Origin of the sequence: Novosphingobium lentum NBRC 107847 (assembly GCF_001590965.1) — a bacterium.
GTDB lineage: Bacteria > Pseudomonadota > Alphaproteobacteria > Sphingomonadales > Sphingomonadaceae > Novosphingobium > Novosphingobium lentum.
In genome coordinates this window covers 105,817-125,167 of the sequence record NZ_BCTW01000005.1, presented here as the reverse complement: position 1 = coordinate 125,167, position 19,351 = coordinate 105,817, and the positions used below count along the sequence as shown (strand labels likewise).

Below are 19,351 nucleotides of genomic sequence, written 5' to 3'. Positions count from 1 at the left end.
GTCGCAGCGGATGACGCCGTCTTGATTGCCCGAACTGCGTGGCTATGGCGCAGCGATGACAGCCGATACCGCACACCGACCAGCCACGCCGCCGCCGCAACGGCCGATGCTCGCGCTGGGACTGCGGCTGCTGGCGATGGCGGCGCTTTCGGTCATGCTGGTGCTGGTCAAGCTGTCGGGCCTGCGCGGGACGACGCTGGCCGAGGTGATCTTCTGGCGCCAGTTGCTGCCCGCACTGCTGGTGCTGGGCTGGCTGGCGATGACCGGCAGGCTGGCCAGCCTGCGCACGCAGCGCCTGCCCGTCCATGCGCGGCGCGCGACGATGGGCGTGATCGGGATGTACCTCAATCTTGGCGCGGTGATGATGTTGCCGCTGGCCGAGGCGACCGTGCTGGGCTTCACCTCCCCGATCTTCGCGGTGATCCTGGCCGCGATCCTGCTGCGCGAGCGCGTCGGCCCGATCCGCTGGTTGGCGGTGGTGCTGGGGCTGGCGGGCGTGATCGTGATCGCCGGACCCGATCGCGCCAACATGCCGCTGGGCGGGCTGGCGGTGGGCATCGGCGCGGCGTTCATGGTGGCGCTGATCGCGATCCAGCTGCGCGATCTCGGCCGGACCGAGGAACCGCTGACCATCGTGTTCTGGTTTTCCGCGTTGAGCGCGCCGCCGCTGGCGTTGACGCTGCTGTGGACCGGGGTGCACCACGATCTCACCGGCTGGCTGATGCTCGGCGGGATCGGCGTGACCGGGGCGCTGGGCCAGGTCTGCCTGACCGCCGCCTTGCGTTACGGCAACGTATCGAGCGTGATCGTGATGGATTACAGCGCGTTCGGTTGGGCCACGCTGTGGGGCTGGCTGGTGTTTGACCGGCTGCCGCCCGCCGCCACCTGGATCGGCGCGCCCACGATCATCGCCGCCGGGCTGGTCATCGTGTTTCGCGAACACCGCCTGTCGCTGGCCAAGCCGGTCGCCGCGCTGCCGGGGTGATACCAACCTGCAGTGATCCTGACCTATGAGGACGGTTTCTGGTGGTTCTCGGCAAGGAGCGGCCGAAGTGGCGATGTGGTTCATCGTCACAATGGCGTGACGCAGTCCGAGGGCCATCAGAAACCGCCCCTCGGGTTGCCAGTCCCGCTCGCTGGACTTCGTCGGAGCGTCGCAACGATGAACCACATCGCCGCTTCCGCTCCTTCTCGCCAGCAAGCGGGACTGGCAATCCTCATAGGTCAGGATCACTGCAGGTTGGTATGAGCTGGCCGTTTGCGACGAACGCCGGAACCATTGCCACACCGGTCCGTTGCAACCGCGATAATCACTCAGACCAACACAGATCGGACCCTGCGCACCGCAGGGCGGTCAACAAGGATTGAAGCCATGATTCGCAAGTTCATCATCGCCTGCGCCATGGGCGGCCTCATGCTGGGCGCCACCGCCTGCAACACCGTGAAGGGTGCGGGCAAGGACATCCAGTCGGTCGGTCAGGCCGGATCGGACGCCATCAAGGGTTGAACGGGCACGCTTCGGGTCGCAAAATCCGGAGATGCAGGAAACCGCTCCAGGGTCCCCCCTTGGAGCGGTTTCCTTTTGTCTGGCCACCAAGTACCGGCCAGCGCCCTCAGGCCGGTTCGCGCCAGCGCAGCACGGGCTTGCGTGCCGCCAGCGTTTCGTCCAGCCGGCGGCGCGGGGCCAGCATCGGCGCGTGCTTGAGCGCTTCGTCGCCCGCGCGCGCGCGTTCCGCCAATGATCGGATCGCCATCCCCAGCTGGTCCAGCCCGGCCTTGCTTTCGGTCTCGGTCGGCTCGACCAGCATCGCGCCGTGGACCACCAGCGGGAAGTAGACCGTCATCGGGTGGAACCCTTCGTCGATCAGCCCCTTGGCCAGGTCGATGGTAGAAAAGCCAGCCGCAAAGCCATCGTCGCTGAACAGCGCCTCGTGCATGCATGGCCCCGATGCGCCGAACGGGGCGTCGAGCACGTCCTCCAGGCTGCGCAACAGGTAGTTGGCGTTGAGCACCGCATCGCCCGAAACCTGCCGCAAGCCGTCGGCGCCGTGGCTCAGGATATAGGCCAGCGCGCGGGTGAACATGCCCATCTGCCCGTGGAACGCGCTCATCCGCCCGAACGCGCCGGGGTGATCGCGCGGCGCATCCTCTTCCTCGATCAGCCGGAGTTCACCATCCGCCTCGACCGCGATGAACGGCAGCGGACCATAGGGGACCAGCGCCTCCGACAGCACCACCGGGCCCGAACCCGGCCCGCCGCCGCCGTGCGGGGTGGAGAACGTCTTGTGCAGGTTGATGTGCATCGCATCGACGCCGAGATCGCCCGGACGAACCCGCCCGACGATGGCGTTGAAGTTGGCGCCGTCGCAATAGACGAACGCGCCGACCGCGTGGACCGCATCGGCGATCGCCTTCAGCTCGCGCTCGAACAGCCCGCAAGTGTTGGGGTTGGTGATCATCACCGCCGCGACATCGGATCCGAGCCGGGCCTCCAGCGCGGCGCGATCGACGCGGCCATCGGCGGTGGCGGGGATGCTTTCCACGCGATAGCCGGCAAACGCCGCCGTCGCCGGATTGGTGCCGTGGGCGCTTTCGGGCACCAGCACCACCTCGCGCGCATCGCCGCGCGCCTCCAGCGCGGCGCGGATGCACAGCAGCCCGCACAGCTCGCCATGCGCGCCGGCCTTGGGTGTCATCGCCACGCCGGGCATGCCCGTGAGCGTGCACAGCCATTGCGCCAGCTCGTGGATGACCTTCAGCGCGCCCTGCACGGTGTGGACCGGCTGCAGCGGGTGCACATCGGCAAAGCCCGCCATCCGCGCGACTTTCTCGTCGAGCCGGGGGTTGTGCTTCATCGTGCAGCTGCCAAGCGGGAACGGCCCCAGATCGATCGCATAGTTCTGGCGCGACAGGCGGGTGTAATGGCGCACGGTCTCGGGCTCGGACAGGCCCGGCAGCGCGAGCGGCGCCTTGCGCACGAACGGCGCGAGCGCGTCGGCCGGGCCGCCTTCCACCGCGTCGAAATCGACGCCGCAGCCGCCGGGCGCGCCGATCTCGAAGATCAGTGGCTCTTCCAGCTGCAACCCGCGGTTGCCGGTGGCGGTGTGGACGGCGGCGGTTTCGTGCGCGGGATGCTGGCGCGGACCCATCTCGGGGCGCCAGCCGGCGGGGTTCAGGTCGTTCATGCCAATACCTCCTCGAGCGCGGTGGCCAGCGCCGCGATATCCTCGTCCGTCGTGCATTCGCTGGTGGCGATCAGCAGGCCGCCCGCCAGTTGCGCCTCGCCCGGATAAAGCCGGCCGAGCGACACGCCGCCCAGCACCTTGCGATCGGCCATGGCGCGCACCGCTTCGCGCGCATCGCCGGGAAGAACGACCGTGAACTCGTTGAAATAGGCTGAGTTGACGATCGAAACGCCGGCGATTTTGGACAACCGCGCCACCGCCTGCTGCGCACGGGCGTGGCTGAGCCGCGCCATCGCATCGAGCCCGGCTCCACCCAGCAAAGTCATGTGGATGCTGAACGCCAGCGCGCAAAGTCCTGAATTGGTGCAGATGTTGCTCGTCGCCTTCTCGCGCCGGATATGCTGTTCGCGCGTGGACAGCGTCAGCACGAAACCGCGCCGTCCTTCGGCATCGACCGTTTCGCCGCACAGCCGCCCGGGCATCTGGCGCAGGAACTTCTCGCGGCAACCGAACAGGCCCAGATACGGCCCGCCGAACTGCAGGCCGACGCCGATCGACTGACCCTCGCCCACCACGATATCGGCGCCCAGCGCGCCGGGGCTTTCCAGCAGGCCGAGCGCGACCGGTTCGGTCACCACCGCGACCAGCAGCGCGCCCTTCGCCTGCGCGGCGGCGGCGATCTTGGCGAGATCGGGGATACGGCCGAGCACGTCGGGGTACTGCACCACCACGCACGAGGTGGCGTCGTCGATCGCCGCGATCACCGCGTCATCGTCGGGCGCGGGCACCAGCGCGGGCGCCGAGGTGAGCAGCTCATCGCCGGTGAAGCGCGCCATGCTGCGCGCGGTCTCGACGTAGTGCGGGTGCAGCCCGGCGGACAGCACCGCGCGCTTGCGCCGGGTGATCCGGCCCGCCATCACGATCGCTTCCCAGCACGCGGTCGATCCGTCGTAGAGCGAGGCGTTGGCCACATCGGTGCCGAACAGCGTCGCCACCTGGCTCTGGAATTCGAACAGCACCTGCAACGTGCCTTGCGCGATTTCGGGCTGGTAGGGGGTGTAGGCGGTGAGGAATTCGCCGCGCTGGATCAGGTGATCGACGCTGGCCGGAACGTGGTGGCGATAGGCGCCCGCGCCGAGGAAGAACGGCACGCTGCCCGCCGACATGCTTTGCGCCGAAAGCGCGGCCATATGGCGTTCGACCGCCATTTCGCTGGCGTGGTTCGGCAGGCCGGCGATCGGCGCGGTCAGCCGCGCTTCGGCGGGAACGTCGACGAACAGGTCATCGATCGACGCGCTGCCGACCACGGCCAGCATGGCGCTGCGATCGGCGTCGCTCAGGGGAAGATAGCGCATATTTTCAGAGCCCTGCGATATAGTCTTGGTAACTGGCCTCATCCATCAGGCCAGCAAGTTCGCCGGCGTCGGCCAGCGTCATCGTCCACAGCCAGCCTTCGCCCTCGGGGTCGGTGTTGACCAGTTCCGGGGCGTCAGCCAACGCGGCGTTGGCGGCACCGACCGTGCCCGAGACGGGCGCATAGACGTCAGACGCCGCCTTGACCGAGTCCACCACCGACGCGCTGGCGCCCTTGGTCAGCGCCGCGCCATCGGCGGGCAGTTCGACGAATGTGATGTCGCCCAGCTGGCCTTGCGCATAATCGGTGATCCCGACGGTGGCCGTGTCGCCCTCGACCGCGATCCATTCGTGGTCCTTGGTGAAATAACGGGTCATGCGGCGGCTCCTTTGCGATGGTAGCGATGGGGTACGAACGGAAGCGGGGTGACGGTGGCGGGCAGGCGCTTGCCGCGCACTTCGATGTCCAGCGATGTGCCGGGCGCGGTGTGCGCGGCGTCGACGAAGGCCATCGCGATCGGGCGTTCCAGCGTGGGCGAGAACCCGCCCGAGGTGAGCGTGCCGATTTCGGTCTGGCCCGCGAACACCAGCGCACCCTCGCGCGCGGCCTGCCGGCCTTCGAGCAGCAAGCCGACCCGCTGGCGCGGCGCGCCTGCGGCCAGCAGTTTCAGGACGCGGTCCGCGCCGGGAAATCCTCCGCTGGTCCGGCGGCGCTTGTTGATCGCGAACGCCAGGTCGGCGCCGACCGGATCGGTTTCGGGCGACAGGTCATGCCCGTACAGCGGCAGGCCTGCCTCCAGTCGCAGCGAATCGCGCGCGCCCAGCCCGATCGGTTTCACCTCGGGCTGCGCGCACAGCGCATCGGCGAGCGCCACGGCATGGTCGGCGGGCACCGAGATTTCGTAACCGTCCTCGCCGGTATAGCCCGAGCGGCTGACCCGCAGCGGCACGTCGCCCCACAGGAACGGCCCGGCCTGCATGAAGGTCATGGCCTCGATCGCGGGCCAGCCATCGTTCATCGGGACGAGGCCGATCCGCGCCAGCGCCTGTGCGGCCTCAGGCCCCTGAAGCGCCAGCAGCGCATCGTCGTCGAGGTGGGTCAGCGTGATTGCGTCGGGCAGATGCTCGCGCATGTGGGCGATGTCGTCCCACTTGGTCGCGCCGTTGACCACCAGATACCAGTGGTGCGCGGCATTGGTCAGCATCAGGTCGTCGAGCACGCCGCCGTCCTCGTCCAGCAGCAGCGAATAGCGCTGGCGGCCGGGCTTGAGCGTGGACAGGTCGATCGGCAGCAGCGCTTCGAGCGCGGCGGCAGACCCGTCACCCGACACTTCGAGCTGGCCCATGTGGCTGACGTCGAACAGGCCCGCGTGGCTGCGCGTCCAGCCGTGTTCGGCGATGATGCCCCCACCCTCGCCGTTGTACTGCACGGGCATCCAGTAGCCGGCGAATTCGACCATGCGGCCGCCGCGCGCGCGATGCCAGGCGTCGAGCGGCAACACGTCGGTGGCGATCTCGACAAAGTCGTCGGCCACGTCGATCGCGTGCTCGGCGTCGGAATTGTTGTCGGAATTATTGTATGTGTCGCTCACAAATATACGCTCCGCACAGCCAGGCACCTATCGGCGCCCCCTCTGTCACGGAAGCCTGAGAGCTTTCCCCCGACGGCTTCGCAGCGAAGCCAACAAGGTTACACCTTCGGCGGCCCCACCCTTGCGGGCAGTGGCACTTTCCAGAGCGTCGCTATCGACCCACGCGGTCCATTGGCCTGAGAGATTCCGGGGCGGTTGCTCCTTCGGCGCCCGGCGATCCGTCTCAAGAGACGACTCGCCGGAACTCTCCCGCGCGATCAGCGACGCAACCCATGTCGCAGCGCAGCATAGCGCTGTCAATCGAGCCGTCGTCCGCTCCGGGTGAAGTTGTGGATCAATTGCGCCTCATGAGGCAGGACGCACGGCCAATCGCGCGATTAGCCTGACCGCTCATCCTGAGGAGCCGCTGAGCTTGTCGAAGCGGCGTCTCGAAGGACCGCGCGCGATGGTTCGAGACGGGCCTTCGACAAGCTCAGTCCCTCCTCACCATGAGCGGATTGTCCGGATATTGCGAAGTCAGGAGCGCCGCAGGACGCGGCGCGCTTGCGATCAGGAACGCCGCAGCACCCGGCGCAGCGCATCATACTCGTGCACGAACCGCCCGCCCGCTTTCGCTCCGGCTAGTGCGAGGATCACGTCGGCCAGGGTGGCGGCCTTGAACGAGCGGTACTTGCGGAATTTACCGTGCAGTAGCAGGTCGAGCACCGGGCTGCCCAGCATCGCGACGCGTTCCGCCAGCCGCAGCGGTCCCTCGCGGTAGCCCAGCAGCAGGCCGGGGTGCAGGATGTCGAGCCGGTCGAACCGCAGCCGGGCCAGCGCATCCTCGGTCTCGCCCTTGACCGAGAGGTAGAAGTTGCGGCTGCCCGCATCGGCACCCACCGACGTCACCACGATCAGCTGGCGCACCCCGGCGTCCTTGGCCGCACGCGCTGCGGCCACCACCAGATCGTGGTCGACCGCGCGGAACGCCGCCTGATCGCCGCCAACCGCGCGGATGGTGGTGCCCAGCGCGATCACCGCCACCGAGGCCCGCGCCGCCGCGATCGCATCGGGCCAGTGCGCCGGATCGGACAGCAGCATCTCCATCCGCGAGCCCGGCGGCAACGGCACTTCGCGGCGCGCCACGGCCGTCAGCCGGATGTCGTCGCGCCCCACCGCGCGCGCCATCACCTGCCGCCCGACCATGCCGGTCGCGCCGATGAGCACCACGCGCAAGGCGTTGGCGGAACCGGCGGGAAGACTGTCAGACATTGCGCAGGCCTTCAGGGGGTTCGCCGAACAACCGGGCATAGGCATCGATGGCATAGCGATCGGTCATCCCGGCGATGAAATCGGCGATGTGGCGCAGCCGCGCGGGGTTGGTCGCGGGCAGGCTGTCGCGCCAGCCGGGCGGCAGTTGCGCAGGATCGGCGGCGTAAGCGGCGAACAGGCGGGCGACCACTTCGCGCGCACGTTCCGCCGTCGCGATCTGTTCGGGGTGGTAGTACAGCCGATCGTACATGAACCGCTTCAGCGCGCGCTCCTCGGCCACCATCGCGGGCGAGAACCCGGCGAGCGCGAGCGGCGCCGCGCGCACATCCTCGGCCGACGCGATGCCCTGCCCGGCGATGCGCTGCCGCGTTTCATCGATCACGTCGTTGACCATCCGCCCGATCTGGCCGCGTACCAGTTCGCGCAGCAACCGGTCGCGCGGGCCGGACGGGAAGCGCCGCTCAATCTCGCGCCACTGGTCGGCCACGGCATCGAGCACCAGCAGATCGTCCAGCTGAAGGAACCCGGCGCGCAGGCCGTCGTCGATGTCGTGGTTGTCGTACGCGATGTCGTCGGCCACCGCCGCCACTTGTGCTTCCAGGCTGGCACGCCGCGGCAGGTCGAGCGGGAACGCGGCATCGAGTTCGGCCAGCGCCCACGTCGGCGCGCGGATCGGTCCGTTGTGCTTGGCCAGCCCTTCGAGCAGTTCCCACGACAGGTTCAGCCCTTCGTGGCCGCAATACGGCGATTCCATCCGCATCAGCACGCGCAAGGTGTTGGCGTTGTGATCGAACCCGCCGTGGTCGGCCAGCGCGGCCTGCAGCGCATCCTCTCCCGCATGGCCGAACGGCGGATGGCCGATGTCGTGCGCCAGGCACAGCGCCTCGGTCAGATCCTCGTCCAGCCCCAGCGCGCGCGCGATCACGCGGCCGATCTGCGCCACTTCGAGGCTGTGGGTCAGGCGGACGCGGTAGTGATCGCCATCGGGCGCGATGAACACTTGCGTCTTGTGCCGCAGCCGCCGGAACGCGATCGAATGAACAATGCGGTCGCGGTCGCGCTGGAACGCGCTGCGCGGGCCGCGCGCGGCGCTTTGCTCCAGCGCGAATTCGCGGCCGCGTGAATGCGCCGGGTCGCTGGCGTGAGGGGCCAGCGTCACGCCCGACCCTCCCCCGCCGGGGGATGGGTATCGCAGCGGGCCGGGCCAACCCCCGTTTCGTCATCCTGAACTTGTTTCAGGATCCATTCCTCCACCCGCACTGCCGCTGGCTGGTCAAACTTGTCGGCGCGGTTTTCGCTAATTCCTCCGATGCCGACTGTGCTGCCCGATGGATCCTGAAACGAGTTCAGGATGACGAAAGAAGGGCAGGCTTGTCCATATGCGATGGCGCAGCCTGTCAGGAGAAGGCTATTCAGGACAAAATCCAGTCGACGGCGGCCTGGGCGTGAATCTCCGTGCCGTCGTAGATCGGCAGCACGTTGGCATCGACGTCGATCACCATCTCCAGCTCGGTACAGCCGAGCACCACGGCCTGTGCGCCGGCCTGGCCCATCACCGTGATCAGCGTCTTGAAGGTGCGTTCGGCGGCGCGGGTCGCGCTGCCCTGCATCAGTTCGTCGTAGATGATGCGGTCGATTTCCGCGACATTGTCCATCACCGGGGCGAGCAGCGTGACCCCGTGCGCGATCAGGCGCTGGCGGTAGAAGCTTTCCAGCATGACGTTGCGCGTGCCGATCAGCGCGGCGGACGTGATGCCGTCGCGTTCCATCCGCGTGCCCACGCAATCGGCGATGTGGATCACCGGCACCGCCACGCTGGCCGCGACCTTGTCATAGATCTTGTGCATCGAATTGGCGCCGATGATCAGCGCGGTGGCGCCCGCCGCCTCGAGCCGCCGCGCCGAGGCGATCAGCACATCGGTGGCCGCGTTCCACTGCTCGGGCGTGGAAATCCGCGCAAGGTCGGTGAAATCCAGGCTTTCGATCAGCAGCGGCGCGCTGGCCAGCTTGGTGGTGCGCGCCTGCACCAGCCGGTTGATGTGTTCGTAATACGTGCGGGTCGAAACCCAGCTCATGCCGCCGATCAGGCCGAGTTTGCGCAAGGTGGATTCTCCGAAGTTGCAGGTTGTGCCCCCTGCCCGGCATTGCGCCTTACGCAAGCTGCCCGGCAGCGTCCAGACACATGCGGCGAGCATAAAGCCCTCTCCCCGTCAGGGGAAAGGGTCGGAAGAGGGGATTGCGCGAATCCGGCCCCCTCTCGACTTCGGCTAGGCGCTCTGCGCCAAGCCTGCGTATCTCTCCCCCAAAGGGGAGAGAACAGGTCGAGACATCGCCCTCAGCCCTTGCTCTCTTTGGCAAGGCCGATCCGGCACAGGAACGAGGATGTCCCGGTGACCGAGACGACTTCCGCGTCACCCACCTTGCGGATGCCCGAGATCAGTCCGGGCGCCTTGCCATCTTCGCCCTGCAGCGCTTCGAGCTTGCGCAACTGCGTGATGGTCAGGCGATCGACCATCCGCCTGGCCATGCAACTTGCCACGCGCGGCGCGACGCCGGCCTCGACCAGCCCGCTGCGCACGCGGTATTCGGCCACCTTGTGGACCACCACCGGCCCCGCGAACGCCGCGCCGCCCAGCAACGCCACCCCCAGCAGCAGCCGCACGATCATCAGGCCTGCCCCGCCTTAATGCTGCAGCGCCTTGACGATATCCTCGACCATCTTCTTGGCGTCGGCGAGCAGCATCATCGTCTGGTCCATGTAGAACACGTCGTTGTCCACCCCGGCATAGCCCACGCCGCCCATGCTGCGCTTGATGAACATCACCGTCTTGGCTTTCTCGACGTCGAACACCGGCATCCCGTAGATGGGCGAGGACTTGTCGGTCTTGGCGGCCGGGTTGACCACGTCGTTGGCGCCGATGATGAACGCGACGTCGGTCTGCGCGAATTCGCCGTTGATGTCTTCCAGTTCGAACACTTCGTCATAGGGCACGTTGGCTTCGGCCAGCAGCACGTTCATGTGCCCCGGCATGCGCCCGGCAACGGGGTGGATCGCGTACTTCACGCGCACGCCCTTGGCCCGCAACTGATCGCCCATCTCGCGCAGCACGTGCTGCGCCTGCGCCACCGCCATGCCGTATCCGGGGACGATGATGACCTGCTCGGCCTCGCCCAGCAGGAACGCCGCGTCCTCGGCGCTGCCGCGCTTCCACGGGCGCTGGGCCTTGGCCTCGCCCCCGCCCGCTTCCGGCGCGGCACCGAACCCGCCCGCGATCACCGAAATGAAGCTGCGGTTCATCGCCTTGCACATGATGTAGCTCAGGATCGCGCCCGACGATCCCACCAGCGCGCCGGTGATGATCATCGCGGTGTTGTGCAGCGTGAAGCCCATCGCGGCGGCCGCCCAGCCCGAATACGAGTTGAGCATCGACACGACCACCGGCATGTCCGCCCCGCCGATCGGGATGATCAGCAGGAAGCCGATCGCGAACGACAGCGCGGTAACCACGCCGATCACCCACACCGACTGGTCCTGCGTGAACCAGCCGACCAGTCCGATGATCGCCGCCAGCGTGCCCAGGTTGATCACATGGCGGCCCGGCAGCATGATCGGCGAACCGCTCATCTTGCCCGCCAGCTTGAGGAATGCGATCACCGATCCCGAGAACGTGATCGCGCCGATGGCGATGCCCAGGCCCATCTCGATGCGGCTTTGCGCCTCGATGATCCCGTCGGCCCCGGCGATGCCGAAGGCGATCGGGTTGAGGTAGGCGGCCCAGCCGACCATCACTGCCGCCAGCCCGACCAGGCTGTGGAACGCGGCGACCAGCTGCGGCATGTCGGTCATCTTGATCCGCCGCGCGATGACGAAGCCGATCCCGCCGCCGATCGCGATGGCGATCAGGATGCGGATCAGCGTGGCGAGATCCGCCGGCGTCGGCTGCGGCAGGAACGCGCCCGGCGGCACCGGCGCCTCGATCAGCATGGTGGTGCCGACCGCGATGGCCATCCCGGCCATGCCATAGCGGTTGCCCTTCTGCGAGGTGGCGGGCGATGACAGCCCGCGCAGCGCGAGGATGAAGCACACGCCCGCGATCAGGTAGGCCAGCATGATCCAGGCGGCGGGAGCGGTGGCATGCTCCATTACTTGGCCCCCTCAACAGCAGCCTTCACGGCCGGCTTGTCCTTCTTCTTGTACATCGCCAGCATCCGCGCGGTGACGGCGAACCCGCCGAAAATGTTGACGCTGGCCAGCACCACCGCGCCAAGGCCAAGCCAGCTCGACCCGATCGACCCGGTCGCCGCGCTCGCCACCAGCGCCCCGACGATGATCACCGAGGAGATCGCGTTGGTCACCGCCATCAGCGGCGTGTGCAGCGCCGGGGTCACCGACCACACCACGTAATAGCCGACAAAGCAGGCCATCACGAAGATCGAGAGAATTGAGATGAAGTCCATATCAGCAAGCGACTCCAGAAGAGTCTCCCCCCTTGGGGGAGGTGGCAGCGCGAAGCGCTGACGGAGGGGGAATGTCGCTGCAGAGCGAAACTATCGACGCGGCAACGTCAGCCGGGTCGCGCAACACATCGGCAGCCAAGATACGAACTACACGGTATCCGAGCGATTGCAGGAAAGCGTCCCGTCGCAAATCGCGCACTGGATTATCGCCCATGTCGTGCGAGATACCATCGATTTCGACGACGAGTTGTCTGCTTGCGCAATAGAAATCCACAACCATCCCGGCGACCGGGTGCTGATTGCGGAACTTCAATCCCGCCGGCCGCATGCGCAACTGCTGCCACAACAGCCCTTCCGGCAATGACATCTGGCGTCGCAATTTTCGGGCAGCCGTGAGGGCTTCAGGCGAGTGGGTTTGCATGACAGACCCCCTCCGACAGCCCTTCGGGCTGCCACCTCCCCCACAGGGGGAGACTCACAGTCAGGACATGGTCGCTCACGCCAGCAGCCTCTCGCTGACCACTTTGCCGCCCAGCGTCAGCCGCACGGCGTTGCCGATTTCCTCGTCCAGCACAGGGCGGCCCTGTTCCTTGTCCCAGAACGCGGACAGGAAGTTGTACAAATTCCGCGAAAACAGCGCCGAGGCATCCGCCGCGAGGTGCGTCGGCGTGTTGGCATAGCCGATGATCTTCACGCCGTGGCGCACCACCGTCTCGTCCGCGACCGAGCCTTCGACATTGCCGCCTTGCGCCACCGCGAGATCGAAGATCACGCTGCCCGGCTTCATCGTGGCGATCTGCGCGTCGGTGACCAGCCGGGGAGCAGCGCGGCCCGGGATCAAGGCCGTCGTGATGACGATGTCCTGCTTGGCGATGTGCGCCGACACCAGCTCGGCCTGGGCCTTCTGGTATTCCTCGGACATTTCGGTGGCATAGCCGCCCGCGCCCTCGCCCTCGATACCCGCAACGCTGTCGACGAAGATCGGCTTGGCGCCCAGCGACTGGATCTGTTCCTTGGTGGCCGAACGCACGTCGGTGGCGGAAACCTGCGCCCCCAGCCGACGCGCGGTGGCGATCGCCTGCAGCCCTGCCACGCCCACGCCCATGATGAACGCGCGCGCTGCGGTGATCGTACCGGCGGCGGTCATCATCATCGGGAAGGCGCGGCCATAGGCTTCAGCGGCGGAGATCACCGCCTTGTAGCCGGCCAGGTTCGATTGCGACGAGAGGATGTCCATCGACTGCGCGCGGGTGATGCGCGGCATGAACTCCATCGCCAGCGCCTCGAACCCGGCGGCCGCGTAGCCGTCGATCCGGGGGCGCTGGCCGAACGGATCGAGCCCGGCGACGATCCACGCGCCGGGTTTCGCACCCGCCAGCGTGGCCACGTCCGGCCCCTGCACGCCCAGCACGATGTCGGCACCGCTGGCCGCGCCATCGGCCACGATGCTCGCGCCCACGGCCGCATAATCGGCGTCGGCGATCGAGGCGGTCAGGCCCGCTCCGGCTTCGACCACGACTTCGGCGCCCAGCGCGATGAACTTCTTGGCCGTTTCCGGCGTCGCGCCGACGCGCGTTTCGCCAGTCGCCCGTTCGCGAAGAACGGCGATCCGAATCGGTGCGGTCACGCCGCGATCAGCGCGCGATGATCAGGACGACGATCGCAGCGATGATCGCGATAACCGGCACGGACACCTTCACCACGTTGATGAAGCTGGAATAGGTCGCGGTGGCGGCCTTCATGTCGTTTGCGGATGCCATTGTCTTCCCCATGCTGGTTTCTTGTCATGCGTGGCGCAGCGCAAGCGGCCGCGCCGAACCGAACGTCCGTCTATCGTCCGAAACGGCCACACTCAAGGGGCCAGTGCGTTCGAAGTCCATCCGCTGCTTAATCCGCTCTTTACCCAAAGGCGCTAGGCCCATCGCCTGACGGAAAGACGGGGAGACAATGGCCGAACCCGAGACGCGCCTGCTGATGCTGATCGACGACGAACCTGCGCAGTGCCGGCTGATTTCGGCCCTGGCTGCGCGGGAAGGCTGGCGTACGATCATAGCCCGCGATTCGGAAACCGCGATCGCGACCCTTGGCACGCGCCAGGGGATGCAGCTTGGTGCCATCATCCTCGACCAGTGGGTGCCGGGCGACGATGCCTGCGCGCTGATCGCGGAGCTGAAGGCCCGCCGCCCCGCACTGCCGATCCTGATGCTCACCACCAGCGCCTCGCCGCTGCTGGCGGTGGAGGCGATGCGCGCCGGCGCGACCGATTACCTGATCAAGCCGGTTGCGCCCGATCGCCTGCTCCAGGCCCTGCGCTCCGCCACGACGCTGGAAACGCCGACGGACGAACTTCAGCCGATGACCGAGAAGATCGGCGCAACGCTCGATTTCGATGCGATGATCGGCGCTTCATCGGCGTTCCGCACCGCGCTGGCCGTTGCCGCCAAGGCCGCGCGCACGCACAGCCCGGTGCTGATCGAGGGCGAGACCGGCAGCGGCAAGGAAATGCTGGTGCGCGCGATGCACGCCGCCAGCCAGCGCGCCAAGGCGCCGCTGCGCTTCGTCAACGCCGGCGGAGTGCCCGCCAACCAGCTTGAATCGACGCTGTTCGGCCACGAAAAGGGCGCCTTCCCCGGCGCGTTCGAGCGGCATATCGGCGCTTTGCAACATGCCGACGGCGGCACTTTGGTGATCGACGAAATCGATCGCCTGCCGCCTTCGGTGCAGGACCGCCTTGCCGCCTCGCTCCAGCGCGGCGACGTCCAGCCGATCGGCGCGCGCCATTCGTTCCGCGTCGATGTGCGCATTTTCGCGGCGAGCAACAGCCCGTTGCGCGATCTGGTCGCGTCGGGCGATTTCCGCTCAGATCTGTACGAATCGCTGTCCGCCGTGCTCGTCTCGCTCCCCGCGCTGCGCGAACGGCTGGGCGACATCGCGGCGCTGGCCCGCCATTTCCTTGCCCGCATCGGCGAGCAGCCCGGACTGCGCCCGCTCGGCATCACCGATGGCGCGCTGTCGCTGCTTTCGGCGTACGACTGGCCGGGCAATGTCCGCCAGTTGCAGGCCACATTGTTCCGCGCCGCCGTGTTCTGCGACGGCGAGGCGCTGACCGCACAGGATTTCCCCAACCTTTCCAGCATGCTGGGTGAAGCTCCGGCGATCGCCTCGCAAGGATCGGACGGCGGCGGGGTGATGCTGTACGCGCCCGACGGCAACTTGCGCCCGCTCGAAGAGATCGAGGCCGACGTCATTCGCCTCGCCATCGGCCACTATCGCGGGCGCATGACCGAAGTCGCGCGGCGGCTCGGCATCGGACGATCGACGCTGTATCGCAAGCTGAGCGAACTCGGCATCGACAACGCCGCCTGAATCCGGCTAGCCTGCCGGAATGGCGGGTATCCTAGACTTTTCGGGCAAAACCGCGCTGGTCACCGGCGCGGCATCGGGCATCGGCGCGGCCACCGCGCGGCTGCTGGCGGCGCAGGGCATCGCCGAACTCGTGCTGATCGACCGCGACCGCCCCGCGCTGGACCGGTTGTGGAAGGACCAACCCAGCCCGACTTGCAAGCTGCGCCCCTATGGCGGCGACGTTGCCGACCCATCGTTGTGGAGCCTGATGTCGCGTGAACTGCCGCGGATCGACCACGCGGTGATCAACGCGGGCATCCCCGGCGCGGGCAAGTCGATCGTCGACACCGACATCACCGACTGGCGCAAGACCATGGCGGTCAATCTCGACGGCACGTTCCTCGCCCTGCGCAGCGCGATGCGCAACATGAGCCGCACCAGCGAGGCAAAGCCGGCGGGCGGCAGCATCGTGCTGACCGCGTCGGTCGCCGGGCTGCGCGGCGTCGGCCCGATCGACTACGGCGCGTCGAAAGCCGCCGTTGCGCAGATGGCGCGCATCGCCGGGCGCGAGGGCGGTCCGCTGGGCATCCGCGTCAACGCCATCGCGCCGGGCGGAGTCGACACCCCGATGTGGGACCACACCGAGGCATTTCGCGAACTGGTGGCCAGCAGCGGCAGCCGCGAGGCCGCGATTGCGGCGATGGGCCAGCCCGGCTCCGCGCTCGGCCGTTTCGCCACCGCCGAGGAAATCGCCGGCCAGATCGCGTTCCTGCTTTCGGACCTCGCCACCACGATCACCGGTACCGTGCTGGTGAGCGACGGCGGGTTTTCGATTTAGGCGGATTGTTTCAATATTGAACACCCGCTCATGGTGAGGAGGGACTGAGCCTGTCGAAGGCCCGTCTCGAACCACCGCCCCTAACGACCGGCCCAACGACCGGGCGGTCCTTCGAGACGCCACTTCGACAAGCTCAGCGGCTCCTCAGGATGTGCGGTTCAGCGTAATCACACGATGGATCACCCCTCACCCGAACAACCCCGAACCCTTCAGCCGCTGATACGCCTCGACCACTTGCTGCAGCCGCGCTTCGTGGGTGCGGTCGCCGCCGTTGCGGTCGGGATGGTAGCGGCGGACGAGTTCCGAATAGCGGGCGCGGAGGGCCTTGCGATCGGCGTCGAAGCCAAGGCCCAGTGCCTCGAACGCCTGGCGGTCTTCCTTGCCGATGCCGCGCCGCGCGGCGTCGGCGGTCTGCATCGCGGCGGCCCGGCGCATGCGGGCGCGTTGCTGGATCGCATCGAGCGGGTCGCTGAAATCGGCCCAGCGCGGGGCCTGGTCGATCCCGGCGTCGGGGCGGAACGCGCGGGTTTCGCGCGCCCAGCCGGCGATGGGCGACTGCGCTTCGAGGATTTCCTCGGCGCTCATCCCGTCGAACCAGTCATACCCGGCGTTGAACGCGCGCACGTGGTCAAGGCAGAACCAGCGGTAGTGGCCGGGCCCGTCGAACCCCGGCGGAACATAGCCGGGCGCGCGGAATTCGCCGTGCTCGTCGCAACCGGGGGCATCGCAATGCCGCCCCGTGCCTGCGATGCGGCCATGGAACTTGTCGTGTCTCACGTGCTACCACATGGTGGCACAGGCGCCGGAAGGAAAGTCATGACGGGACCGATTGCCCTCGAAATCGAACGAAAACTGGTTGAAACCTTCGCTCCGGGGCGGCTGGCGGTGATCAACGACAGCGACAGCCACTCGGGCCACTCGGGCCACGACGGTAGCGGCGAATCGCATTTCACCGTGGAAATCGAGGCGGCGGCGTTCGCCGGCGTCTCGCGGCTGGAGCGCCAGCGCATGGTCAACCGCGCACTGGGCGACCTGCCCGGACAGCGGGTCCACGCGCTGGCGATCAAGGCGAAGGCGCCCGGCGAATAACGCGACGAAGCACGGGCGGGGACTCATCTCCGGCCCGACAGGGAGAATGCGCATGTTTGCCACGATGTCGGGCTTCGGGCTGTTTCTGATCGCGATCCTTGTGCTGCTGGCGCTGAAATCGTTCGGCATCAACCAGGAATACCAGCGCGGCGTGGTGTTCCGGCTGGGGCGGCTGGTGGAAACCAAGGGGCCGGGCTGGTTCTGGCTGATCCCGCTGATCGACCGCGTGGTGAAAGTGGACTTGCGCACGGTGACGTTCGCGCTCGCCACGCAGGAGACCGTGACGCGCGATGGCGTGGCGGTGCGCGTCAATGCCGTGCTGTGGTATCGCGCGGTGGAGCCCAAGCTGGTGGTGACATCGGTCGTCAACTGGCAGTCGGCGGTGATCCAGGCGGCTGAGACGGGCATGCGCGATGCGATCGGGCAAAGCGATCTCGACCAGATGCTGAAGGAACGCACCACGATCAATTCGCGGCTGCTCGACCTGCTGGCCAAGACCTGCGTGCAGTGGGGCGTGGTGGTCGATGCGGTGGAGATCAAGGATCTCGACATCCCCGAACAGATGCAGCGCGCGATCGCGCGCGAGGCCGAGGCGGTCCGCGAAAAGCGCGCGCGGATCATCAAGGCGGAAGGCGAGTTCGAGGCATCCAAGACGCTGGCGGACGCCGCGCGGATCATCTGCGACGTGCCCGGCGCGCTCGAGCTGCGGCGCCTGCAGACGCTGACCGAGATCGGTGTGGAGCACAATTCCACGATCATCGCGATGTTCCCCACCGAACTGCTCGAAGCCGCCAAGAAGATCGCCGCGAGCTGACGGCGGGTTGCGATGGACGTCCCTGCCCCACGCTCAGCCCCGGTCGAGGCGACCCCGGTCGAGGCACCGCGCCGCATCCGCCGTGCCGCGCGGATCCTGCTGCTGGATGGCGCGGAGCACTTGCTGCTGTTCCGCTTCACCCCGGACGATCGCCCGCCGTTCTGGGCAACGCCGGGCGGTGAGTGCGATCCGGGCGAGGACTTTGCCGATGCGGCGCGGCGCGAGCTGCTGGAGGAAACGGGAATCGCCGCCGACCCGGGTGAGCCGATCGCGGCGCGCGGCAACGATTTCATCACCTTCCACGGGGAACCGGTGACGGCGGACGAACGTTTCTTCGTGATCCGCGTGGCGTCGGGCGCGATCGATACCAGCGGCCACACCGCCATGGAACGCGCGGTGATGCAGGACCATCGCTGGTTCTCCCGCGACGACATCGCCGGCTGGCACGAACCGGTGGTGCCGCGCGACATCCTGTCCCTGCTCAACCTTGCGGAGGCCCCATGACCGAACCGATCCTGCAGACGATCGTCCCCGTCACCCACGATCTGGGCGCGTTCCAGGTGCGCCGCGCGATTCCGTCGCGGACACGCACGATGGTCGGGCCGTTCATTTTTGTCGACCAGTTCGGCCCGGCGGTGCTCGCCCCCAGCGAGGCGATGGACGTGCGCCCGCATCCGCACATCAATCTCGCGACGGTCACCTGGCTGTTCGCCGGGGAGTTTGGGGGCGCGATCGATCATCGCGACAGCCTGGGCACGTTCGCCACGATCCGCCCCGGACAGGTCAACCTGATGACCGCCGGATCGGGCATCGTCCATTCCGAGCGCAGCCCGCAGGCGGAACGGCACGGCAGCGACGGAAAGGGGCCACACTTGTACGGCATGCAGACCTGGCTCGCGCTGCCCGACGGGCGCGAGGAGATCGCCCCGGCGTTCGAGGCGCACGCCGACCTGCCGCTGGTCGAGGACCCTTGCGCCACGGCGCGGGTGATCATGGGCACGCTGTGGGGCGCAACCGCGCCGACCACGCAGCACGCCGCGACGATCTATGCCGAGATCGTGCTGGCGCCGGGCGGATCGCTGCCGGTCGATGCCGAAGCGGACGAGCGCGCGGTGATGCTGGTGGGCGGCGAGGCGACGATTAGTGGGCAGGTGCTCGGACTTTACGAACTGACCGTACTCGCGCCGGGCGCGGCGCTGACACTCGCCTCGCAGCGCGGCGGGCGGGTGATGCTGCTGGGCGGCGAGGCGTTTGCCACCCCGCGCCATGTGTGGTGGAACTTCGTCAGCTCCTCGCGCGACCGGATCAACCAGGCCAAGGCCGACTGGCGCGGCGGGCGATTCCCCACGGTCCCCGGCGACACGCAAGAATTCATCCCCCTGCCCGAAGTGGCCAAGACGGTGAGCTATCCATGACAGATCAAGCC

Annotated in this window: 22 protein-coding genes and 2 riboswitches; of the genes, 8 read left to right on the top strand and 14 right to left on the bottom strand. The window is 67.7% G+C overall.

The window, feature by feature from the left end:
- The first annotated feature begins 55 nt into the window (after nt 1–55).
- Both NL2_RS05740 and NL2_RS05735 read left to right on the top strand, forming a co-directional pair.
- A complete protein-coding gene (locus NL2_RS05740) occupies nt 56–985 on the top strand; it encodes a DMT family transporter (RefSeq protein WP_245647583.1) in 930 nt (309 codons plus the stop codon).
- Nucleotides 986–1,372: 387 nt separating this feature from the next.
- Nucleotides 1,373–1,507, top strand: coding sequence for an entericidin A/B family lipoprotein (locus NL2_RS05735; protein ID WP_068072854.1), 135 nt, complete (start codon nt 1,373–1,375; stop codon nt 1,505–1,507).
- A 106-nt stretch (nt 1,508–1,613) separates the two neighbouring features.
- Here NL2_RS05735 and gcvPB read toward each other — a convergent pair whose 3' ends face one another.
- The 13 genes from gcvPB to NL2_RS21730 form a co-directional block, all read right to left on the bottom strand.
- The gene (gene gcvPB, locus NL2_RS05730) at nt 1,614–3,185 is read right to left on the bottom strand and encodes an aminomethyl-transferring glycine dehydrogenase subunit GcvPB (RefSeq protein WP_068072852.1); all 1,572 of its coding nucleotides are present in this window, start codon (nt 3,183–3,185) and stop codon (nt 1,614–1,616) included.
- Nucleotides 3,182–4,540: an aminomethyl-transferring glycine dehydrogenase subunit GcvPA gene (gene gcvPA / locus NL2_RS05725; protein WP_068072850.1), complete on the bottom strand. Its 1,359-nt coding sequence runs from the start codon at nt 4,538–4,540 to the stop codon at nt 3,182–3,184. The genes gcvPB and gcvPA overlap by 4 nt, the downstream gene beginning before the upstream one ends.
- Before the next feature lie 4 nt (nt 4,541–4,544).
- Nucleotides 4,545–4,916, bottom strand: coding sequence for a glycine cleavage system protein GcvH (gene gcvH / locus NL2_RS05720; RefSeq protein ID WP_068072848.1), 372 nt, complete (start codon nt 4,914–4,916; stop codon nt 4,545–4,547).
- Nucleotides 4,913–6,079, bottom strand: coding sequence for a glycine cleavage system aminomethyltransferase GcvT (gcvT, locus tag NL2_RS05715; RefSeq protein WP_157083062.1), 1,167 nt, complete (start codon nt 6,077–6,079; stop codon nt 4,913–4,915). Before gcvT ends, gcvH begins: the two co-directional genes overlap by 4 nt.
- A gap of 83 nt (nt 6,080–6,162) precedes the next feature.
- Nucleotides 6,163–6,284, bottom strand: a riboswitch (glycine riboswitch).
- Nucleotides 6,285–6,392: riboswitch (glycine riboswitch) on the bottom strand. It abuts the riboswitch before it with no gap.
- A 287-nt stretch (nt 6,393–6,679) separates the two neighbouring features.
- Nucleotides 6,680–7,381, bottom strand: a complete 702-nt coding sequence (locus NL2_RS05710; protein ID WP_068072846.1) for an NAD(P)H-binding protein — start codon at nt 7,379–7,381, stop codon at nt 6,680–6,682.
- Nucleotides 7,374–8,540, bottom strand: coding sequence for a deoxyguanosinetriphosphate triphosphohydrolase (locus tag NL2_RS05705; RefSeq protein WP_068072844.1), 1,167 nt, complete (start codon nt 8,538–8,540; stop codon nt 7,374–7,376). The genes NL2_RS05710 and NL2_RS05705 overlap by 8 nt, the downstream gene beginning before the upstream one ends.
- A 253-nt stretch (nt 8,541–8,793) precedes the next feature.
- The gene (locus NL2_RS05700) at nt 8,794–9,483 is read right to left on the bottom strand and encodes an aspartate/glutamate racemase family protein (protein ID WP_068072842.1); all 690 of its coding nucleotides are present in this window, start codon (nt 9,481–9,483) and stop codon (nt 8,794–8,796) included.
- 233 nt (nt 9,484–9,716) lie between these two features.
- Nucleotides 9,717–10,049 carry a hypothetical protein gene (locus NL2_RS05695; RefSeq protein ID WP_068072840.1) on the bottom strand — a complete coding sequence of 111 codons (333 nt, stop codon included), beginning with the start codon at nt 10,047–10,049 and terminating at the stop codon, nt 9,717–9,719.
- A 15-nt stretch (nt 10,050–10,064) separates the two neighbouring features.
- Nucleotides 10,065–11,525, bottom strand: a complete 1,461-nt coding sequence (locus NL2_RS05690) for an NAD(P)(+) transhydrogenase (Re/Si-specific) subunit beta (protein WP_068072839.1) — start codon at nt 11,523–11,525, stop codon at nt 10,065–10,067.
- Nucleotides 11,525–11,839, bottom strand: coding sequence for an NAD(P) transhydrogenase subunit alpha part 2 (locus tag NL2_RS05685; RefSeq protein WP_068072837.1), 315 nt, complete (start codon nt 11,837–11,839; stop codon nt 11,525–11,527). Before NL2_RS05685 ends, NL2_RS05690 begins: the two co-directional genes overlap by 1 nt.
- Before the next feature lies 1 nt (nt 11,840).
- On the bottom strand, nt 11,841–12,260 hold the full coding sequence (locus NL2_RS05680) for an endonuclease domain-containing protein (RefSeq protein ID WP_068072835.1): 420 nt from the start codon (nt 12,258–12,260) through the stop codon (nt 11,841–11,843).
- A 75-nt stretch (nt 12,261–12,335) separates the two neighbouring features.
- Entirely contained in the window at nt 12,336–13,454 is a 1,119-nt protein-coding gene (locus NL2_RS05675) for an NAD(P) transhydrogenase subunit alpha (protein ID WP_068073076.1), read from the bottom strand.
- Between the two features lie 19 nt (nt 13,455–13,473).
- Nucleotides 13,474–13,599 (bottom strand): hypothetical protein, encoded by a 126-nt coding sequence (locus NL2_RS21730; protein ID WP_281190743.1) that lies wholly within the window; start codon nt 13,597–13,599, stop codon nt 13,474–13,476.
- A 187-nt stretch (nt 13,600–13,786) separates the two neighbouring features.
- Here NL2_RS21730 and NL2_RS05670 point away from each other — a divergent pair, with 187 nt between their 5' ends.
- Both NL2_RS05670 and NL2_RS05665 read left to right on the top strand, forming a co-directional pair.
- Nucleotides 13,787–15,205: a sigma-54-dependent transcriptional regulator gene (locus NL2_RS05670; protein WP_068072833.1), complete on the top strand. Its 1,419-nt coding sequence runs from the start codon at nt 13,787–13,789 to the stop codon at nt 15,203–15,205.
- 19 nt (nt 15,206–15,224) lie between these two features.
- A complete protein-coding gene (locus tag NL2_RS05665) occupies nt 15,225–16,022 on the top strand; it encodes an SDR family NAD(P)-dependent oxidoreductase (RefSeq protein WP_068072831.1) in 798 nt (265 codons plus the stop codon).
- A gap of 186 nt (nt 16,023–16,208) precedes the next feature.
- On the opposite strand, the gene NL2_RS05660 is transcribed toward NL2_RS05665, so the two are convergent.
- Nucleotides 16,209–16,799: a J domain-containing protein gene (locus tag NL2_RS05660; RefSeq protein ID WP_068072829.1), complete on the bottom strand. Its 591-nt coding sequence runs from the start codon at nt 16,797–16,799 to the stop codon at nt 16,209–16,211.
- A 39-nt stretch (nt 16,800–16,838) separates the two neighbouring features.
- Between NL2_RS05660 and NL2_RS05655 the strand changes: the two genes are divergently transcribed.
- The 4 genes from NL2_RS05655 to NL2_RS05640 are packed head-to-tail and all read left to right on the top strand — an operon-like array spanning nt 16,839 to nt 19,340.
- Nucleotides 16,839–17,111 carry a BolA family protein gene (locus NL2_RS05655; RefSeq protein ID WP_068072827.1) on the top strand — a complete coding sequence of 91 codons (273 nt, stop codon included), beginning with the start codon at nt 16,839–16,841 and terminating at the stop codon, nt 17,109–17,111.
- 52 nt (nt 17,112–17,163) lie between these two features.
- The gene (locus tag NL2_RS05650) at nt 17,164–17,925 is read left to right on the top strand and encodes an SPFH domain-containing protein (RefSeq protein WP_245647582.1); all 762 of its coding nucleotides are present in this window, start codon (nt 17,164–17,166) and stop codon (nt 17,923–17,925) included.
- 12 nt (nt 17,926–17,937) lie between these two features.
- Nucleotides 17,938–18,429, top strand: coding sequence for an NUDIX hydrolase (locus NL2_RS05645; protein WP_068072825.1), 492 nt, complete (start codon nt 17,938–17,940; stop codon nt 18,427–18,429).
- Complete coding sequence (locus NL2_RS05640; protein WP_068072823.1) at nt 18,426–19,340, top strand: pirin family protein; 915 nt, start codon at nt 18,426–18,428, stop codon at nt 19,338–19,340. Before NL2_RS05645 ends, NL2_RS05640 begins: the two co-directional genes overlap by 4 nt.
- Nucleotides 19,341–19,351 lie beyond the last annotated feature (11 nt).